General features: G+C 53.8%; 16 protein-coding genes. 4 read left to right on the top strand and 12 right to left on the bottom strand.

The genetic code is table 11. The features are described 5' to 3' along the window. Nucleotides 1-48 precede the first annotated feature (48 nt). From ACGHAD_RS06270 to ACGHAD_RS06245, 6 genes are all read right to left on the bottom strand, one after another. The gene (locus tag ACGHAD_RS06270) at nucleotides 49-1,212 is read right to left on the bottom strand and encodes a patatin-like phospholipase family protein (protein WP_339616155.1); all 1,164 of its coding nucleotides are present in this window, start codon (nucleotides 1,210-1,212) and stop codon (nucleotides 49-51) included. Between the two features lie 169 nt (nucleotides 1,213-1,381). Then, nucleotides 1,382-2,983 carry an AMP-binding protein gene (locus tag ACGHAD_RS06265; RefSeq protein WP_339616156.1) on the bottom strand — a complete coding sequence of 534 codons (1,602 nt, stop codon included), beginning with the start codon at nucleotides 2,981-2,983 and terminating at the stop codon, nucleotides 1,382-1,384. 79 nt (nucleotides 2,984-3,062) lie between these two features. After that, nucleotides 3,063-3,638 carry an NUDIX hydrolase gene (locus ACGHAD_RS06260; RefSeq protein WP_382416343.1) on the bottom strand — a complete coding sequence of 192 codons (576 nt, stop codon included), beginning with the start codon at nucleotides 3,636-3,638 and terminating at the stop codon, nucleotides 3,063-3,065. Beyond that, the gene (locus tag ACGHAD_RS06255) at nucleotides 3,631-3,942 is read right to left on the bottom strand and encodes a YqfO family protein (RefSeq protein ID WP_339616158.1); all 312 of its coding nucleotides are present in this window, start codon (nucleotides 3,940-3,942) and stop codon (nucleotides 3,631-3,633) included. The genes ACGHAD_RS06260 and ACGHAD_RS06255 overlap by 8 nt, the downstream gene beginning before the upstream one ends. A 76-nt stretch (nucleotides 3,943-4,018) precedes the next feature. Beyond that, on the bottom strand, nucleotides 4,019-5,191 hold the full coding sequence (locus ACGHAD_RS06250) for a phosphoglycerate dehydrogenase (RefSeq protein ID WP_382416345.1): 1,173 nt from the start codon (nucleotides 5,189-5,191) through the stop codon (nucleotides 4,019-4,021). 82 nt (nucleotides 5,192-5,273) lie between these two features. Beyond that, on the bottom strand, nucleotides 5,274-6,392 hold the full coding sequence (locus tag ACGHAD_RS06245; protein ID WP_339616160.1) for a phosphoserine transaminase: 1,119 nt from the start codon (nucleotides 6,390-6,392) through the stop codon (nucleotides 5,274-5,276). Between the two features lie 248 nt (nucleotides 6,393-6,640). Between ACGHAD_RS06245 and rrtA the strand changes: the two genes are divergently transcribed. Beyond that, entirely contained in the window at nucleotides 6,641-7,240 is a 600-nt protein-coding gene (gene rrtA, locus ACGHAD_RS06240) for a rhombosortase (protein WP_339616161.1), read from the top strand. Here rrtA and ACGHAD_RS06235 read toward each other — a convergent pair. The 4 genes from ACGHAD_RS06235 to ACGHAD_RS06220 form a co-directional block, all read right to left on the bottom strand. Further along, nucleotides 7,227-7,640, bottom strand: coding sequence for a prolyl hydroxylase family protein (locus ACGHAD_RS06235; protein WP_382416348.1), 414 nt, complete (start codon nucleotides 7,638-7,640; stop codon nucleotides 7,227-7,229). The two genes, rrtA and ACGHAD_RS06235, sit on opposite strands and share 14 nt — an antisense overlap. Nucleotides 7,641-7,785: 145 nt before the next feature. Further along, nucleotides 7,786-8,238 carry a regulatory protein RecX gene (locus ACGHAD_RS06230; RefSeq protein WP_382416350.1) on the bottom strand — a complete coding sequence of 151 codons (453 nt, stop codon included), beginning with the start codon at nucleotides 8,236-8,238 and terminating at the stop codon, nucleotides 7,786-7,788. Nucleotides 8,239-8,352: 114 nt separating this feature from the next. Further along, nucleotides 8,353-9,396, bottom strand: a complete 1,044-nt coding sequence (recA, locus tag ACGHAD_RS06225; RefSeq protein WP_339616164.1) for a recombinase RecA — start codon at nucleotides 9,394-9,396, stop codon at nucleotides 8,353-8,355. Nucleotides 9,397-9,550: 154 nt separating this feature from the next. Beyond that, on the bottom strand, nucleotides 9,551-10,054 hold the full coding sequence (locus ACGHAD_RS06220; protein WP_382416352.1) for a CinA family protein: 504 nt from the start codon (nucleotides 10,052-10,054) through the stop codon (nucleotides 9,551-9,553). A gap of 156 nt (nucleotides 10,055-10,210) precedes the next feature. Between ACGHAD_RS06220 and mutS the strand changes: the two genes are divergently transcribed. Beyond that, nucleotides 10,211-12,787, top strand: coding sequence for a DNA mismatch repair protein MutS (gene mutS / locus ACGHAD_RS06215; RefSeq protein ID WP_339616166.1), 2,577 nt, complete (start codon nucleotides 10,211-10,213; stop codon nucleotides 12,785-12,787). Between the two features lie 82 nt (nucleotides 12,788-12,869). After that, nucleotides 12,870-13,193 carry a ferredoxin FdxA gene (fdxA, locus tag ACGHAD_RS06210; protein ID WP_339616167.1) on the top strand — a complete coding sequence of 108 codons (324 nt, stop codon included), beginning with the start codon at nucleotides 12,870-12,872 and terminating at the stop codon, nucleotides 13,191-13,193. A gap of 365 nt (nucleotides 13,194-13,558) precedes the next feature. On the opposite strand, the gene ACGHAD_RS06205 is transcribed toward fdxA, so the two are convergent. After that, entirely contained in the window at nucleotides 13,559-13,798 is a 240-nt protein-coding gene (locus tag ACGHAD_RS06205) for a hypothetical protein (protein ID WP_382416354.1), read from the bottom strand. A gap of 4 nt (nucleotides 13,799-13,802) precedes the next feature. On the opposite strand from ACGHAD_RS06205, the gene ACGHAD_RS06200 reads away from it, so the two are divergent. Then, the gene (locus ACGHAD_RS06200; protein WP_382416356.1) at nucleotides 13,803-15,641 is read left to right on the top strand and encodes a glycoside hydrolase family 9 protein; all 1,839 of its coding nucleotides are present in this window, start codon (nucleotides 13,803-13,805) and stop codon (nucleotides 15,639-15,641) included. A 180-nt stretch (nucleotides 15,642-15,821) separates the two neighbouring features. Here ACGHAD_RS06200 and rpoS read toward each other — a convergent pair whose 3' ends face one another. Beyond that, on the bottom strand, nucleotides 15,822-16,820 hold the full coding sequence (gene rpoS, locus ACGHAD_RS06195) for an RNA polymerase sigma factor RpoS (protein WP_382416358.1): 999 nt from the start codon (nucleotides 16,818-16,820) through the stop codon (nucleotides 15,822-15,824). Between the last annotated feature and the right edge of the window lie 46 nt (nucleotides 16,821-16,866).

Genomic DNA, 16,866 nt, shown 5'->3' with positions numbered 1-16,866 from the left:
AACTGACTAACGCTCACCGCTAAGCCACCTGTCATCCCCAACCTAACACTAGAGTTGGGGATTTTTTTGCCCTGTAAAAAATGCCTCGACGCTCGCCGACTCCCACATAGTGTCTTGATACCCCAGCTCCATCAGCTCGCTAATAAACGGGTTAGCAAACAGCAAGTAGCTGGCAGCAGTCGCGCCGCCACTTTTGGTGGTCGCGCCAATAGCACGCAAAAAGAATCGTACACTGCGGGGCAAGTAGCGCACTTTGCGCCCGGCAATAGCATCAACCCCTTTACTGGGCGAAACAATCATATTGCGCACCGGTTTTAACCCGAGGTTTTGCTCGGCCCGAACCTCGGGGGGAATAAGCTCAAGCAAGTGATTAAGCCGCTCCATATGCTCGATATCATTCTCTAGCGCATCGACAAACGCACTGTTAAGCAAATGCCCTACAATCTGCGCCATTGAGGGGGAGTGCCGCACCGGCATAACGGCTTTATTAAGGCCGCGACTAGGGCTGCGGTTACCACTGACCCCAATCACAAACAGCGAATCCGCCCCCAAGTGCAGCGCCGGACTAATGGGGGCCAGTTGCCGCAGCGCGCCATCGCCGTAATACTCTTGAGCAATACGCACGGTAGGAAAGATAGTTGGAATGGCCGAAGAGGCAAGTAAGTGCTCAAGCCGAATATCAGTGGGCACGCCAGCGCGACGAAACCGTTTCCAGCCGGCAAGCTCCTCTTGCCCCTGAAAAAAGCTCACCGAGCGGCCCGAGCTATAACCCATGGCGGTAATAGACACCGCGTGTAGTTTGCTTGCTTCGATATTGCGCGCGATATTGGCAAAGTCTATTTTTTTTGCCAGTAAATCCCACAAAGGAGCGTTATCCAGCAAGCTTAATGGCCGCTGTCGGCCCACCCCCTCATTAAACAGCGAGAGAAAGATTCGCCCAAAACCTTTGCCAAAGTCAGACCAACCGTGACGATACACATCGCCAATGGATAAGCCCTGCCAAATCTCGGCAAGCTCGGTCACCGACTCGCGAAAGTTACCCGGGTGGGCCGCCAGGGCAATGGCATTAATAGCGCCGGCGGAGGTGCCGCAAATAACGGGGAAAGGGTTAACGGTGTCGGCGGGCAGTATCTCGGCAAGCGCCTGCAACACCCCCACCTGATACGCGGCGCGTGCGCCACCGCCGGACAAAATAAGTGCCGTGCGACTCATACGGCACTCATCGGTTTAAAAGAAAACGTTACGTCACTAAACGCATTAAGAGCCACATGCAAAAAAATCAAATCTACCATTGTGTTATTACATCAGTGCCTGTGCTGCGATTTGTATTTCTTGGTGGCAAGCAATACGTTTATTGATTGAGGGCGGTTACGCTAGATAACTATTTCAGCTCGCGACGCAGCACTTTACCCACATTGGTCTTGGGCAGCTCATCACGAAACTCAACCGAGCTCGGAACCTTATACGCGGTTAGCGATTGCCGCGCAAACTCCCGCACCTGTTTTTCAGTTAACGCCGAATTAGTGCTGACCACAAAAGCTTTCACCAGTTCTCCGCTTTCTTCGTCTTCCATGCCGACAACTGCCGCTTCGATAATATCTGGATGCTCAGCCAACGCGTCTTCAACCTCGTTAGGAAAGACTTTAAAGCCCGAGACGTTAATCATATCTTTTTTGCGATCGACAATTTTGACGTAACCGTCGGCGTCAATAGTCGCGATATCGCCGGTTTTAAACCAGCCCTGTGCATCAATAGCTTCGGCGGTCGCATCGGAGCGCTGCCAGTACCCTTTCATCACCTGCGGCCCTTTGACACACAGCTCACCGGCCTCACCGACGGGTAGCTCGCTGCCCTCTTCGTCGATCACTTTAACCTGAGTTTGCGGCACGGGCAGCCCCACCGTCCCCAAACGAATACCGTAACGCGGGTTAATACAAACCACCGGCGAGGTTTCGGTAAGACCGTAGCCCTCACACACAGGCGTGCCGGTGACCTCCTCCCACTGTTTGGCAGCGTGATGGGTTAACGCCATACCACCGGACGACGACAAACGCATATGGCTAAAATCCAATGCGCGAAAATCCTCGTTGCGGCACAGAGCATTAAACAGGGTGTTAAGCCCCACAAAACACGTAAAAGGCACCCCCTTTAGCGCTTTAGCAAAACCCGGAATATCCCGCGGATTAGGAATCAGAAGATTCTCATTGCCCAGCGAAAAGGCGCACATGCAGTGAATGGTATAGGCGTAAATATGATAAAGCGGTAATGGTGCAATAAAAATGTCTTGGTTTTTACGAAACACATCGCCCATCTGCTGATTGACCTGCAGCATATTAGCCACGAGGTTGTGGTGAGTCAGCATCGCGCCTTTCGCGACCCCGGTCGTGCCGCCGGTGTACTGCAAAATAGCGACGTCTTCTGGGGTGGCATGGTGGGGCTGAACCTCGGCCTTAGTTGCCTTCATCACCGACTTAAAGGAGCGGCTCGAGGCAAAACTAAACGCCGGCACCAGCTTTTTAATGTACTTAACGACCGAGTTAATCAACAACGATTTAAGCGGTGGGTGTAAATCGGCAAGCTCGGTAACAATCACCTCTTCTACATCGGTCTCGGCCACCACATCCGCCGCCGCACTGGCCACGTTTGCCAGCACCACCAGTGCCCGAGCGCCCGAATCCGTTAGTTGGTGTTTTAACTCCGACGAGGTATACAACGGGTTGGTGTTAACCACAATCATACCGGCGCGCAACGCACCAAACACAACCACAGGGTACTGCAGCACATTAGGCAACTGGACGGCGATGCGATCACCGGGCTTTAAATTGGTTTTTTGTTGCAAGAAGGCCGCAAAGCGACCGGATAAATGCTCGACCTCGCGAAAGGTCAACGTATGACCCAGACAAGTAAATGCCGGACTGTCGGCAAACTGACTACAGGTTTCGGTGAACACCTCCACCACGGTGCGATTACAATCTAATGTCATACCGCCTAACTCCCAGTTTTTGTTATCGGGCCTCCAACGATCATACCTGATGCCCCTCCCCGATTATAGACCAACCGGATCAGCCGGGGGGAGCCAAAAACAGAGCCGCCACCTCAGTGGCCAACACCGCGGTTAACCCCCAAATGTTTTTGCCCTCATGGAGGTAAGCGGGCAATTGGTATCGCACCCCATGCCGCTCGATGGTATCGAGCCGGTCCGCCTGAGCGGCTTGAAACAGTGTTAAAGGCGCATGAAAAATCGAGCTTAACTCGCTGGGGTCGGCCACTAACGCAGCGCCCGGCGCAATTTGTGCCACCACCGCTGTTACCCGGACGCCAGCGAGAGTATGGCGGGCCGGTAAGGCGCCCAGCAGAGCCACCCGATCGGGGCTTAAGCGAGTTTCTTCATGGGCCTCACGCAGCGCGGTATCGATAAGATCGCGGTCAACCGGCTCAAATTTACCGCCGGGAAACGCCACTTCGGAAGGATGGCTCCATAAATGCGCCGCGCGCTCGGTGAGTATTACCTCTACCGTCTCGGACCGTTCGACAAGACCAATCAGTACCGCCGCCTCGCCGCGACTCGGGCGATATTGGCGCAATTCATCTAAGGAGTGAAGTTGGCGTGCGAGCGCACGCCAACGATGTTTAGACATCGGCGAGCGGCCAGATATCATAGGCGGGTTCTTCAAAGGGGTGAGCGGCGATCAAGGCCTGCTTTGCGGCGCGAATATGTGCGGCGCTGCACACCAACTCGACTCGCCACTCGGGCTCGCGACTGAGTTGGCCCTGCTCACCGGTAAACGGCTGGCTGCCAGAAAGAGGCCGAAACTGCCCCTCACCAAGGGTTTGCCAGCAACATTGATCGTAGTCACCAATTTTACCGGCACCGGCGGCAAACACCGCGTGTTTAACCGCCTCTAGGTGTGACTCCGGTACAAAAAACACAAACTTGTACATAGGTATTTACAACGCTGGATGGACGCAATTATCGGCATTCGTTACCTGCTGCCCATCCCGCGTTTTCCACTCTTTCTTAGATGACTCGCACGGTGATTACGTGCTCGACGGCTTTAATAGCGGCGACCACATCGTCGGCCGGTGCTTGCTCAACATCGATAATGTTGTAGGCAATGTCACCACGGCTTTTGTTCACCATATCCACCACGTTGACGCTATTGTCAGCTAACACCGACAGCACATGGCCCAGCACGCCCGAGACGTTATCGTTGCAAAAGGTAATACGCGCGCCCGGCCCCGAGCGCTCCATTTGCACCGCCGGGAAGTTGACCGAGTTTCTGATGTTGCCATTTTCCAGGTAATCCATCAGTTGATCGGCACCCATAATGGCGCAGTTCTCTTCGGCCTCGGCGGTGCTGGCACCGATGTGCGGCATGGCGTATACATCATCGCGGCCCAGCAAGATGGGCTCGGGGAAATCGCAAATGTACATGCGCAGTTTTTTCGCATCCAAGCTCTGCACCACAGCTGCGGCATCGACAATGGCCTCGCGGGCAAAGTTAAGCAGCACCGCGCCTTCTTTAACCGATTTAAGCGACTCCTCGTTAATTAGATGATGGGTCGCCTCGATCGCCGGTACGTGTAGCGTCACGTAATCGCAGCGCGCCAACAACGACTGTAAGTTCTCAGCCCTGGCTACTTGGCTCGGCAAGCGCCATGCGGCCTCGACCGATAGAGCCGGATCGTAGCCGATTACTTTCATGCCTAATGCCAGCGCGGTATCGGCAATCAGTGAGCCAATTGCGCCCAAGCCGACAATCCCCAAGGTTTTACCGGTAAGCTCGCTGCCGGCAAAGTTGGATTTTTGCTTTTCCATCAAGGCGCTCATTTCGGCGGCATCGGTCATATCCGTGAGCGATTGGGCCCAGTTCATACCGGGAATAATACCGCGCGAGCCAAGCAACATACCGGACAACACCAGCTCTTTTACCGCATTGGCGTTAGCGCCTGGGGCGTTAAATACTACCACCCCTTTTTTGCTGTACTCGGCAACCGGCACATTATTAGTACCAGCACCGGCGCGAGCCACGGCTTTTACAGACTCGGGCAGCGCTTCGTCGTGCAACTTATGGCTGCGCAAAATATAACCATCGGGCGAATTAATATCGCTGGCGACTTCGTACTTAGAGCGGTCGAAACGGTCTAAGCCTTTGACTGAAATTTTGTTGTAGGTTTTGATCTTGTACATAGCTATTTCCAATGTCTAGGAATGAGACATTTAAGGGCGCGGCCGACCGCGCCCTGTGAGGTTTGTTTGTGCTTAAGGCAGTTTAGGCGCTGATAACTTGCTTATAGCCCCACTCAAGCCACGGCATCAAAGCCTTAAGATCGGCCGCCTCGACGGTGGCACCACACCAAATTCGCAGCCCAGGAGGCGCATCGCGATAAGCGCCGATGTCGTAAGCAACGCCTTCTTTGTCTAACAGCTTAACCAGCGCTTTGACTTGATCTTCGGTCGCGTCGAGCTTAAAGCACACGCTAGTGTTAGAGCGGGTGGCTTTATCGGCGGCCAAGAATTCGATCCAATCGTTGGCGGCGACAAACTCTTCTAATACGGCTAAGTTCGCTTCGCTGCGAGCGATGGCCGCTTTGGTGCCGCCGATGGACTCAACCCAATCCAGCGCATCCAGGTAATCGGCCACGCACAACATAGAGGGCGTGTTGATGGTCGCGCCTTCAAAAATACCTTCAATCAGCTTGCCGCCCTTGGTCATACGGAACAGCTTAGGCATAGGCCAGGGCGGGGTATAAGTCTCTAACCGCTCAACTGCACGGGGCCCCAAAATCAGCACACCGTGAGCGCCCTCACCGCCCAGCACTTTCTGCCAGCTAAAGGTGATAACGTCGAGCTTCTCCCAGGGCAGCTCCATGGCAAACACCGCCGAGGTGGCATCGCAAATGGTTAAGCCTTCACGGTCGTCGGCAATCCAGTCACCGTTGGGTACTTTTACGCCCGAGGTGGTGCCGTTCCAGGTAAAAATCACATCGTGATCAAAATTGGGCTTGGTCAAATCTGGCAGCTCGCCGTAATCGGCCTCAAGCGCCGTGACATTGTCCAGCTTAAGCTGCTTAGTCACATCGGTGAGCCAGCCTTTACCAAACGACTCCCACTGCATTACATCCACCGGGCGCTGACCCAGCATCGACCACATGGCCATCTCAACGGCACCAGTATCAGAGCCGGCGACAATGCCCACGCGATAGCCCTCGGGCAACCCCAGCATTTTAGCGGTCTGCTCACACGCACGGCCGAGCGCCGCTTTGCCCAAGCTTGAGCGGTGTGAGCGACCTAAAGTTGCAAGGTCTAGCTGGTTAACGTCGTAGCCCGGACGTTTGCTGCAGGGGCCAGATGAGAAGTTAGGGTTTTGCGGTTTCACCGATGGTTGCATAGCAATCCTCTGAGTTCAGTCGGGATGATAGGCGCACACCCACCTATGGCAAGCTCCCTGTGCGGGAATGTCATCTGGGCATGTGTATGAAAATTGGGCGCTGATTATGCCAGTTAGCGCGCATGCGGTCTATGGGGGGCTGTAACAGACATCTCCACCCGGCAGATTAACCGTAGTGCCGCCAGCAAGAGATACTTCATGGCGCTGCAACGTGTATTCACAGGCCATATTTACGCTATAGTAACGTCATGCGTTCACGACATCTTGCAATCGCCTTATTTATGGTCTCCAGTGCCCTATTGATATTGGGCCTCACCCTTGTTGCTGAAAACATTAATCCAGCACTGCAATATCAACGCTCTGCCATCGGCCAGTGGCATATTTGGCGCCTGCTAACCGCTCACGTGGTGCACCTTAACCTAATACATGCGCTGCTTAACCTAGCGGGGCTTTGGCTCATTATTTTTTGGGTTGGAATCGAGCGCAGCCGGCGCTCTTGGATAACAGCCGGCGTTTTAATCGCCCTGAGCATTTCCCTCGCAATGTATATTTGGCAGCCCAACATTAGCTACTATGTCGGGTTATCGGGGGTGCTGCATGGCTTATTAGTATTTGGACTCGCACCACTGTGTGCGCAAAACCAACCGGCAGGCTGGGCGGGGATTATCGCCATTATTATTAAACTGTGTTACGAGCAGATTATTCCCAGCGGCAATAGTGCTACCGAGGTATTAATTGCCGGGCCAGTAGTCTCCATCGCGCATGTTTACGGGGCCTTAAGCGGTGCCGTGTTAGCGTTTTTATGGGCTTTAGGCAGCAAGTTCAAACGTCACGCTAACGACCTTTGACCCGCGCTTTAACGTGGGGCTGGGGCTGAACAGGACCTTCCCTAAACCATAAGTTGCAGGCCCACTTCTCGCCGCGCTGCACGGGTAAGCCCCCGTGCAAGCTATGCGGATGCCTTTTATTAGAGCCTGAGTAACAATTGTAAAACATTACCATTCGGCCGCGCCGCGCTGCGAGGTCAAAACCTAGCGCCGGAAACCCAGTGGCCCCACCTGTGTCGACATCATTAAGATACAACAGGCAAGTCACCAAACGCTGACCACCCTTTTTCATGCAGCGCTGGCCGCGCTCGGTTTCGGGGTCCCATGCATCAAAATGTGCCGCGTACTCTTGGGTCGGCTCGTAGTGAATCATTTGCAGTGATTCGGCATGGCTCAGTGGAATTCCCACCAATTTACTCATCCGTACCGATAACCCGGATACTACTCGGTTAGCATGATGTTTAATCCAGCAATTGCGACCACTGCGGCCGTTGGGTGCTCTTTAGGTAAAGGTAGCGTCACGACTCAATAGCCTTAATGATATTTTTACTTATTTTGATTTGATATCACATTAATTCACCAATATGCGCCATAGAAAAACCGCGGTATTGCAAAAAGCGCATTCGCTTGGCTTTATCTTTGTAATCTTGCACAGGGTGCGGAAATTTACGGCTGAGAATCTCCTCCGCCAAACTTACCCAATCGGTTTCATTGTCCGCCAAGGCATCGGCAATCACCGTACTGGCCACCCCTTTTTGCTGCAGCTCCCGGCTAATGCGCTCAGGACCACGCCCTTTACCAATGCTGCTGCGCACAAACATCCCAGCAAAGCGTTCATCGTTTAAATAACCAAGCTCACTCACCCACGCGATTGTCTCTTCCGTGCGCTGAGGGTCGGAAAATTTATGCAGCAGCTTTTGTCGCAACTCGTAGCACGAGTGCTCACGCCGGGCCAACGAACCCAACGCGCTATTGCGCATCTTGGTTGTCAGTTGCTCTGGCGTTATATCAGTATTCACATCGCGCCCCTGATGTTCGCTCACCGTATTTTCTACACTGTGACACTCGGCAATACATAACAGTAAACACAAAAAAGCCGCACTAAATGCGGCTTTTTTAAACAGTGCTGACGGTTAGGCTTCTTGCTCCTGCTCTTTTTCGACGACCTCGCCTTCAACAGGTTTTTCGGCTGTGCCTAGCATCTCAGCGCGCACTCGGCCCTCAAGCTCTTTGGCCACATCGGGGTTCTCCTGTAAAAACTTAACCACATTGTTTTTACCCTGGCCAATTTTATCACCGTTGTAGCTATACCAAGAGCCGGCTTTATCCACCATGCCCAGTTTAACACCACAGTCGATAACCTCGCCCAAACGGTTAATACCCTGACCGTACAGAATCTGAAACTCGGCTTGCTTAAACGGCGGCGCCACTTTGTTTTTAACCACCTTAACGCGAGTTTCCGAACCGGTAACTTCATCGCCATCTTTTACCGAGCCAATCCGGCGGATATCAAGACGTACTGATGAGTAAAATTTAAGCGCGTTGCCGCCGGTCGTGGTCTCGGGGCTGCCGAACATAACACCGATTTTCATACGAATTTGGTTAATAAAAATCACCAAACAATTGGCGTTTTTAATATTACCGGTGATTTTACGCAACGCTTGCGACATCAAGCGCGCCTGCAAGCCAACATGATGATCACCCATCTCGCCTTCAATTTCGGCCTTGGGCGTTAGTGCCGCCACCGAATCCACTACCAGTACATCAACGGCGCCCGAGCGCACCAGCATATCGGACACTTCCAAGGCCTGCTCGCCGGTATCGGGCTGCGAAATAATCAGCTCATCGACTTTTACACCGAGTTTCTCGGCGTAAATTGGGTCTAGGGCGTGCTCGGCATCAATAAAGGCGCAGTTACCGCCAGCGCGTTGCGCCTCGGCAATTACTTGCAGCGTTAAGGTGGTTTTACCGGACGATTCGGGGCCGTAAATTTCGACAATTCGCCCTTTAGGCAGACCGCCAATACCCAGTGCCACATCTAGGCCGAGAGAACCGGTAGAAATAGCGGGAATCGCCACATGCTCACGGTCACCCATGCGCATCACGGTACCTTTACCAAACTGACGTTCGATCTGACTCAAAGCCGCTTGTAGCGCCTTCTCTTTATTCGCATCCATATGACACACCTCAACGTTAAATTCAAAATTCGCGTATCGCCTGTTATCGTTGTGACCCACATTTAAAGCGCTGGGTTCATTGTCAGGCTATGCTAGCGAGCATACAGTAAAAACCTGTATAAGAAAACAGTACTATTGATTTATACAGTAGTATTTACACTTTCGCCAACCTCACCAGCTCACGCAGCGCGGTTACACAGGCCTGATGTCGCACCTGAGCCCGATCCCCTTGGTAAACATAGCACTCTGAGACAATTGCGCCCGTCGCATCAGCCCAGGCAAACCATACCGTGCCCACAGGTTTATCTCGCGTGCCGCCATCGGGCCCGGCAACACCGCTGACAGCTACCGCCAATTGGGCACCGCTGACCACCTGCGCGCCCGCCACCATTTGCTCGACCACGGCACGACTAACAGCGCCCTCTTGCGCAAGAACGTCCTCTTTAACCCCCAGCAAACGCGCTTTCGCGCTGTTAGCGTAGGTCACAAACCCTACCTCAAACCACTGCGAGCTGCCCGCCACAGCGGTAATCGCACTGGCCACGCCGCCGCCCGTGCACGACTCAGCGGTGCTTACCCGCCAACCGCGCTCGGCCAAGTGCGCGCCTAACTCAGCGGCCAAATGTTGCAGCGTCGCATCCGCTTTAGCCTCAGACATGATGACTCCCTTACGGTAAACCCTCAGCGGCTACCGACTAAACAACGGTTAATGGTGGCCTAAGGTATTCCGGGCCTTCATTCAGTGCAAGTCCATTATGATTACCGTAAAATGCGCAGCTACTGTTTTTGCTCACCCATAACTGCACGGAATATTATGCCCGCAAAATCTGACGCCACCGCCCACACCCCTATGATGCAGCAGTACCTTAAAATTAAGGCCGAACACCCCAACGAACTGGTGTTTTACCGTATGGGCGATTTTTACGAGTTGTTTTTTGACGACGCAAAAAAAGCCTCGGAGTTGCTGGATGTGACCTTGACCGCGCGGGGCAAATCCGGCGGCGAGCCTATACCTATGGCAGGGGTGCCCTATCACGCCGCCGAAGGTTATCTGGCGCGCTTAGTGCGCGCGGGCGTATCGGTCGCCATTTGCGAGCAAATTGGCGATCCGGCAACCAGCAAAGGGCCGGTCGAGCGCAAAGTGATGCGCGTGGTAACACCCGGCACCGTCAGCGACGAAGCCCTAATGGACGAGCGCCGCGACAACTTGCTGGTAGCGCTGCACCGCAATAATGACACTTACGGCATTGCCTCACTCGACATGGCCAGTGGCCGTTTTTTGGTGCTCCAGGTAGACGGCCTTGATGCCGCCGCTGGCGAGTTGCAGCGTTTAAGCCCCGCCGAGCTATTGATCAGTGATGACTTAGAGTTACCCGAGCTGACCGAGAATCGCAAAGGCGTGCGCCGCCGAGGCCCCTGGGAGTTTGAACTGGAAACCGCCGAGCGGCTGCTGACCCGCCAGTTTGGCACGCAGGATTTATCGGGCTTTGGCTGCGACCATTTAGACAGCGCCATCGCCGCCGCCGGCTGTCTACTGGGTTACGCGCGCGAAACCCAGCGCACGGATTTACCCCATGTTCGCGGCTTGGCCTACGAAAATCGCGATGAAGCCGTCGCCCTAGATGCCGCCACGCGGCGCAACTTAGAAATCGATCTAAATTTGACCGGCGGCGACGAAAACACTTTATTTGCCGTACTTAACCACACCGCTACCGCCATGGGCGCACGCTTGCTGCGGCGCTGGTTGAATCGCCCGTTGCGAGATATGCACACATTAGTCGAACGCCAAGAAGCGCTCAGTGTATTAACCGACAACTACAAGTTTGAACCGGTGCGCGAGCTGCTTAAGCGCATTGGCGATATGGAGCGCATTTTAGGCCGGCTGGCACTACGCTCCTCGCGGCCGCGGGACTTGTCTCGGCTAGGCGCATCGCTGGCCTGCTATCCCGAGCTACAAGCCGCGCTTAAATCCTGCGAGTCGCCACGATTGCTTGAGCTGTCGCAACTGATCGCGACATTCCCAGAGCTGGTCGATCTGCTGCAACGCGCGATTGTCGAAAACCCACCGGTGGTGATTCGCGACGGCGGAGTCATCGCCGAAGGCTACGACAGTGAGCTGGACGAGTTGCGCAACATCAGTAATAACGCCGGACAATATTTGGTCGACCTGGAAACCCGCGAGCGCGAGCGCACCGGTATTAACACCCTTAAAGTGGGCTACAACCGGGTGCACGGTTATTACATTGAGCTAAGCCGCGCGCAATCGGCTGGCGCACCGGCCGATTATATTCGCCGGCAAACGTTAAAAAATGCCGAGCGTTTTATCACCCCCGAGCTCAAAGAGTTTGAAGACAAAGCTCTTTCGGCCAAGAGCCGAGCCCTCAGCCGCGAGAAAGCGCTGTACGATGAGCTAATCGAAAAACTCAATGTGCATTTGATTGCGCTGCAAGATTCCGCCGGCGGCGTCGCCGAGCTGGACGTACTCACCAACTTTGCCGAGCGCGCGATTAACTTAGAGCTGTGCCGACCGGAGCTGGTGCACACGCCGGGGCTCGACATTAAAGATGGCCGGCACCTAGTGGTGGAGCAGGTATTAGACGGGCCGTTTGTCCCCAACGATTTAGATTTTAACGACGAGCGCCGCATGCTGATTGTCACCGGCCCCAACATGGGCGGTAAATCGACCTACATGCGTCAGGCAGCGCTTATTACGCTGCTCGCCCACGTGGGCAGTTTTGTCCCTGCAGCTAAAGCCCAAATCGGCTTAGTCGATCGGATCTTTACCCGCATTGGCTCGTCCGACGATCTGGCCGGTGGCCGCTCGACTTTCATGGTTGAGATGACCGAAACCGCCAATATTTTGCACAATGCCACCGACCGCAGCTTGGTATTAATGGATGAGATTGGCCGCGGCACCAGCACCTTTGATGGTTTGGCACTGGCCTGGGCTTGCGCCCGCCATTTGGCCGAAAACGTACGCGCCTTCACGCTGTTTGCCACCCACTATTTTGAGCTGACCGAGCTACCCGAAAGTCTGCCGCATATTGCCAACGTGCACCTTAACGCCACCGAGCACAAAGACAATATTGTATTTTTGCACAAAGTGCAGGAGGGACCAGCGAGTAAAAGCTACGGGATTCAAGTTGCCAAGCTAGCCGGCATCCCCACCGCCGTGCTGCAGCGCGCCGCCGAGCAATTGACGCTGCTCGAGAACAATGAGCGCCCGACCTCGGTAGCGACAAGTGCACCTAGCCCGTCGCCGTTACAACCCAGCCTGTTTGACGCCCCCAGCAACCCTGCCATTGAAGCGCTGGGCGAGATCGACCCAGATGAGCTAACCCCGCGACAAGCACTAGAGGCTTTGTATCGCTTAAAACAGCTGAATTCATGACAATTGATCTACCAAAAACTGAGAATGCTGGTAAAATGCCCCCCTTTACGCACCAAGCACCTGTAATCGTGGAGTCTGCACAATGACATTCGTAGTTGGGGATAACTGCATTAAATGTAAACACACCGACTGTGTCGAGGTTTGTCCGGTCGATTGTTTTTACGAGGGGCCCAACTTTTTGGTTATTCACCCAGATGAGTGTATCGATTGCGCTCTGTGTGAGCCAGAGTGTCCGGTAGACGCTATTTACTCAGAAGATGAGTTGCCCGAAGAGCAAGAGGTTTATCTGGAGCTGAACGCCGAGTTATCTGAGGTATGGCCCAATATTACCGAGAAGAAAGACGCTCCGGCCGATGCCGAAGAGTGGGATGGCGTCGAAGGCAAACTGCAATACCTAGAGCGCTAATACCTCAGCCGTGTTATTGGCCTACAAAAAATCCAGAATTTCAGTGAAATTCTGGATTTTTTTATGCCTGTAAATCTCACACTGATAGCTAGACTAAGACGCTCTCAAGTTTCTACTGTCGCTCATAGCCCCTTATTGACTAAGCAGTCACTCGCTCAAGTAAGCCATCAAAGTTTTCGTGCTTAGCACACGTCACCACTCAGGCCTGAGCGCCGCCCCTCCGTACAAGCGGCACCATCAGAAAATCAAGTATAAAAACCGATTTTATATTTACAAAAACATCGCAGTCCGATAGGGTTTCAATACTCTTGACCATAAAAACGATAACAGGAAAGCCTTATGGGTATTGCGCGGTTAATCGTCGTTCACATGCTAGCGGCCACTCTCACCAGCTGCGGCGGAGGGGGCGGCGCTAGCGGTTCTGTTACAAACGCCAGTAGCACCCCGGCGCGCAGCTCCAGCTCTGCGGCAAACAGCGACACTAGCAGCGACGCAGTTTCTAGTGCGATTAGCTCGTCATCCATAAGCAGTAGCCTTGCGTCTAGCGCCTTCTCGTCCGCTAGCGCAGCGGGCGAGTTAACGGCGCGCGGTTGCGGCGTTGACACCACAGTGAAGCCATCAACCGAATCCTTGCCAGTCGTCAAATGCATTGTCGTTGACCAATTCGGCTATTTACCTAATTCCAGTAAAACGGCGGTGCTGCGCCGCCCCGAGCAAGGTTTTGACGCCGGTATCGAGTATACCCCGGGCGCAAGCTATCAGGTGGTCAATATAGCCAGTGGTGAAATCGTGTTTACGGGCTCCCCCGTCGTGTGGGGCGATGGCGAGGTAAACACCACCTCAGGCGATAAAGTCTGGTGGCTGGACTTTAGTAACGTACGCGAGCCCGGCGACTATGTAATAGTCGATGCGGACAACCATTTGCGCTCAGCCGAATTTCGTATTGGCAGCGATGTTTACCGTCCCGTACTCATTCAAGCCGTGCGCACCTTCTTTTACCAGCGCGCCGGTTTTGCCAAACGCACACCCTTCGCCGAGGCGGCCTGGGCCGACGAGGCCAGCCATATAAAACCGGGGCAAGATACCGAGGCGCGTTTGTATAACGCTACCAATGATGCCAGTACCGAGCGGGATTTAAGCGGCGGTTGGTATGATGCCGGCGATTATAATAAATACACCAGCTGGCACGCGGGTTATTTGCTCAGCCTAATGGAAGCCTACAATGATCGCCCGGCCATTTGGAGCGATGATTTCAACCTGCCCGAATCCGGCAATGGCATCCCCGATTTAGTCGATGAAATAAAATGGGGCATGGATTGGCTGGTTAAAATGCAAGAAAGCGATGGCTCAGTACTCTCGGTGATGGGATTAGATCACGGCAGCCCACCCTCCAGCGCCGATGGCCCCAGCGTCTATGGTCCGGCGACCACCAACGCCTCACTGGCCGCAGCGGCGGCCTTTGCCTTGGGCGCCGAGCTATTTACCCAATTTGATGATGATACGCTAAAGACCTACGCCAGCCATTTACAGCAGCGGGCGATCGATGCCTGGCGCTGGGCGGATGCCAACCCCTCAGTGACATTCCGTAACTCAGATAATGGTGTAGCCGCCGGCGAGCAAGAGGTGGATAACAGTGGCCGCAAGGACAAAAAGCTCGCGGCGGCTATTTACTTATTTGCGACAACCGGCGATAGCACTTATCGCGATTATGTTGACGCCAACCGGCCCGACATTTACTGGGTGTCACCATGGAACGAAGAACTGTTGCACGCATTACTGGTGTACGCACGCTTACCCAATGCCACGAGCTCGGTCGCTGACACCCTGAACCAACAATATCAGCAATCAATGCAAGGGGCGGAAAACTGGAGCGACATCCACAACCAGACAGACGCCTACCGGGCATTTATCGGCGATGGCAATTTTACTTGGGGCAGCAGCCGTACCATGGCTGTGAAAGGGGCAACCTTTTATAGGTTGCAAAAATTTGCCATTGCAACAGCCTCTGCCAACGCTATTGACGACGTCGCCTTGGATTACTTGCACTACCTACACGGTGTAAACCCCATGGGGAAAGTCTATTTGTCCAATATGGGGGCATATGGAGCCGAAGACTCAGTCGATAGTTTTTACCACAGCTGGTTTACCGACGGCAGCGCCGATTGGGATTCAGTCACTGAATCAAATTATGGGCCGGCGCCGGGCTTTGTGGTCGGCGGTGCCAACCCGCAATACAATTGGGATGCATGCTGCCCCACCAGTTGCGGCGGCTCGGGCAACAACGCCCGCTGTGGCATGGCGCCACTATCGCCGCCCCACAATCAACCACCCATGAAGTCTTACGCCGATTTTAACACCGGCTGGCCGGTTAACTCTTGGCAGGTAACGGAAAATTCCAACGGCTATCAAGTCGCTTATATTCGCCTGCTATCAAAATTTGTCGAATGATGGCGCTCTTTAATCGTCTGCGACAGGAAACCTAGGGAAGGGATATAAAATCGTTGATAGTGTTGCACAGCGCAACACCTTAAAAGAACGCGCAATTCACTGTAAAACTGCCAGCCCCGCTTTGGCCGAGAGCTGGCAGATCCAATGTGAGCTAACACCTACATGTAAAAGCTAGGCTCACTACACGCCAAACAGGTTTTCGCTGCTGAGGCCTTGCGTCTCCATAATATCGCGCAATCGGCGCAGCGCTTCGACTTGTATTTGCCGTACTCGCTCGCGGGTTAACCCAATCGCCCGGCCAACTTCTTCCAGTGTGCTGATTTCGTGGCCACGCAAACCAAACCGGCGGGCCAAGACCTCGCGTTGTTTCTCACTCAATTCATCCAGCCATAAATCCAGGCTATCATTGATATCGCTGTTCTGAGTTAAAATTGCGGGATTGGATTCTCGTTGATCGGTGATGGTATCGACCACGGTGCGATCGGAAGAACTACCAATAGGTGTATCAACCGACGTTACCCGCTCGTTTAAACCCAGCATGCGCTCAACATCACTTACCGGCTTTTCTAGCATTTTGGCAATTTCATCGGCTGAGGGCTCGTGGTCGAGTTTTTGCGTCAGCTCGCGGGCCGCACGCAAGTACACGTTCAGCTCTTTCACCACATGGATCGGCAAACGAATAGTACGGGTCTGATTCATAATCGCCCGCTCAATGGTTTGACGAATCCACCAAGTGGCATAGGTTGAGAAACGAAACCCACGCTCTGGATCAAACTTTTCTACCGCGCGAATCAAACCCAGATTGCCCTCTTCTATTAAGTCCAAGAGCGCCAGGCCTCGGTTGACATAGCGGCGAGAAATTTTCACCACTAAGCGCAAATTGCTTTCTATCATTCGCTTGCGCGAGGCCTCGCAGCCGCGCAGCGATTTGCGCGAAAAGTACACTTCCTCCTCTGCGCTCAGTAGCGGCGAAAAACCTATTTCATTTAAATATATTTGGGTCGCGTCAAGCGAGGAGGAGTCATTGGAGAATCGATCAGGTGAGGGTTTTCGAGCTTTCGCGAGTGTGCGCTTGGGCTCATCTTCAAGTGTAATTTCAGTAACGTCGCCATCCTCGGCGTGAGCAAGGATATGTTCGTTGCGGCTGGCTGTGCTTATTTCCCTATTTTGTACTGGCATGCTAGGCCCCCTTCAGGATCCATACCGGAGTTTGTCGCCACACTTC

The sequence above is a fragment of the Gilvimarinus japonicus genome, from assembly GCF_042847215.1.
Classification (GTDB): Bacteria; Pseudomonadota; Gammaproteobacteria; order Pseudomonadales; family Cellvibrionaceae; genus Gilvimarinus; species Gilvimarinus japonicus.
This window is presented reverse-complemented; position numbering and strand designations above follow the sequence as displayed.

Coding starts and splice junctions, on each gene's coding strand:
- ACGHAD_RS06245 (WP_339616160.1), bottom strand. CDS start 6,392: ATGCAACCATCGGTGAAACCGCAAAACCCTAACTTCTCATCTGGCCCC.
- rrtA (WP_339616161.1), top strand. CDS start 6,641: ATGCGTTCACGACATCTTGCAATCGCCTTATTTATGGTCTCCAGTGCC.
- ACGHAD_RS06250 (WP_382416345.1), bottom strand. CDS start 5,191: ATGTACAAGATCAAAACCTACAACAAAATTTCAGTCAAAGGCTTAGAC.
- ACGHAD_RS06220 (WP_382416352.1), bottom strand. CDS start 10,054: ATGTCTGAGGCTAAAGCGGATGCGACGCTGCAACATTTGGCCGCTGAG.
- ACGHAD_RS06265 (WP_339616156.1), bottom strand. CDS start 2,983: ATGACATTAGATTGTAATCGCACCGTGGTGGAGGTGTTCACCGAAACC.
- mutS (WP_339616166.1), top strand. CDS start 10,211: ATGCCCGCAAAATCTGACGCCACCGCCCACACCCCTATGATGCAGCAG.
- ACGHAD_RS06255 (WP_339616158.1), bottom strand. CDS start 3,942: ATGTACAAGTTTGTGTTTTTTGTACCGGAGTCACACCTAGAGGCGGTT.
- ACGHAD_RS06270 (WP_339616155.1), bottom strand. CDS start 1,212: ATGAGTCGCACGGCACTTATTTTGTCCGGCGGTGGCGCACGCGCCGCG.
- ACGHAD_RS06235 (WP_382416348.1), bottom strand. CDS start 7,640: ATGAGTAAATTGGTGGGAATTCCACTGAGCCATGCCGAATCACTGCAA.
- recA (WP_339616164.1), bottom strand. CDS start 9,396: ATGGATGCGAATAAAGAGAAGGCGCTACAAGCGGCTTTGAGTCAGATC.
- ACGHAD_RS06260 (WP_382416343.1), bottom strand. CDS start 3,638: ATGTCTAAACATCGTTGGCGTGCGCTCGCACGCCAACTTCACTCCTTA.
- fdxA (WP_339616167.1), top strand. CDS start 12,870: ATGACATTCGTAGTTGGGGATAACTGCATTAAATGTAAACACACCGAC.
- rpoS (WP_382416358.1), bottom strand. CDS start 16,820: ATGCCAGTACAAAATAGGGAAATAAGCACAGCCAGCCGCAACGAACAT.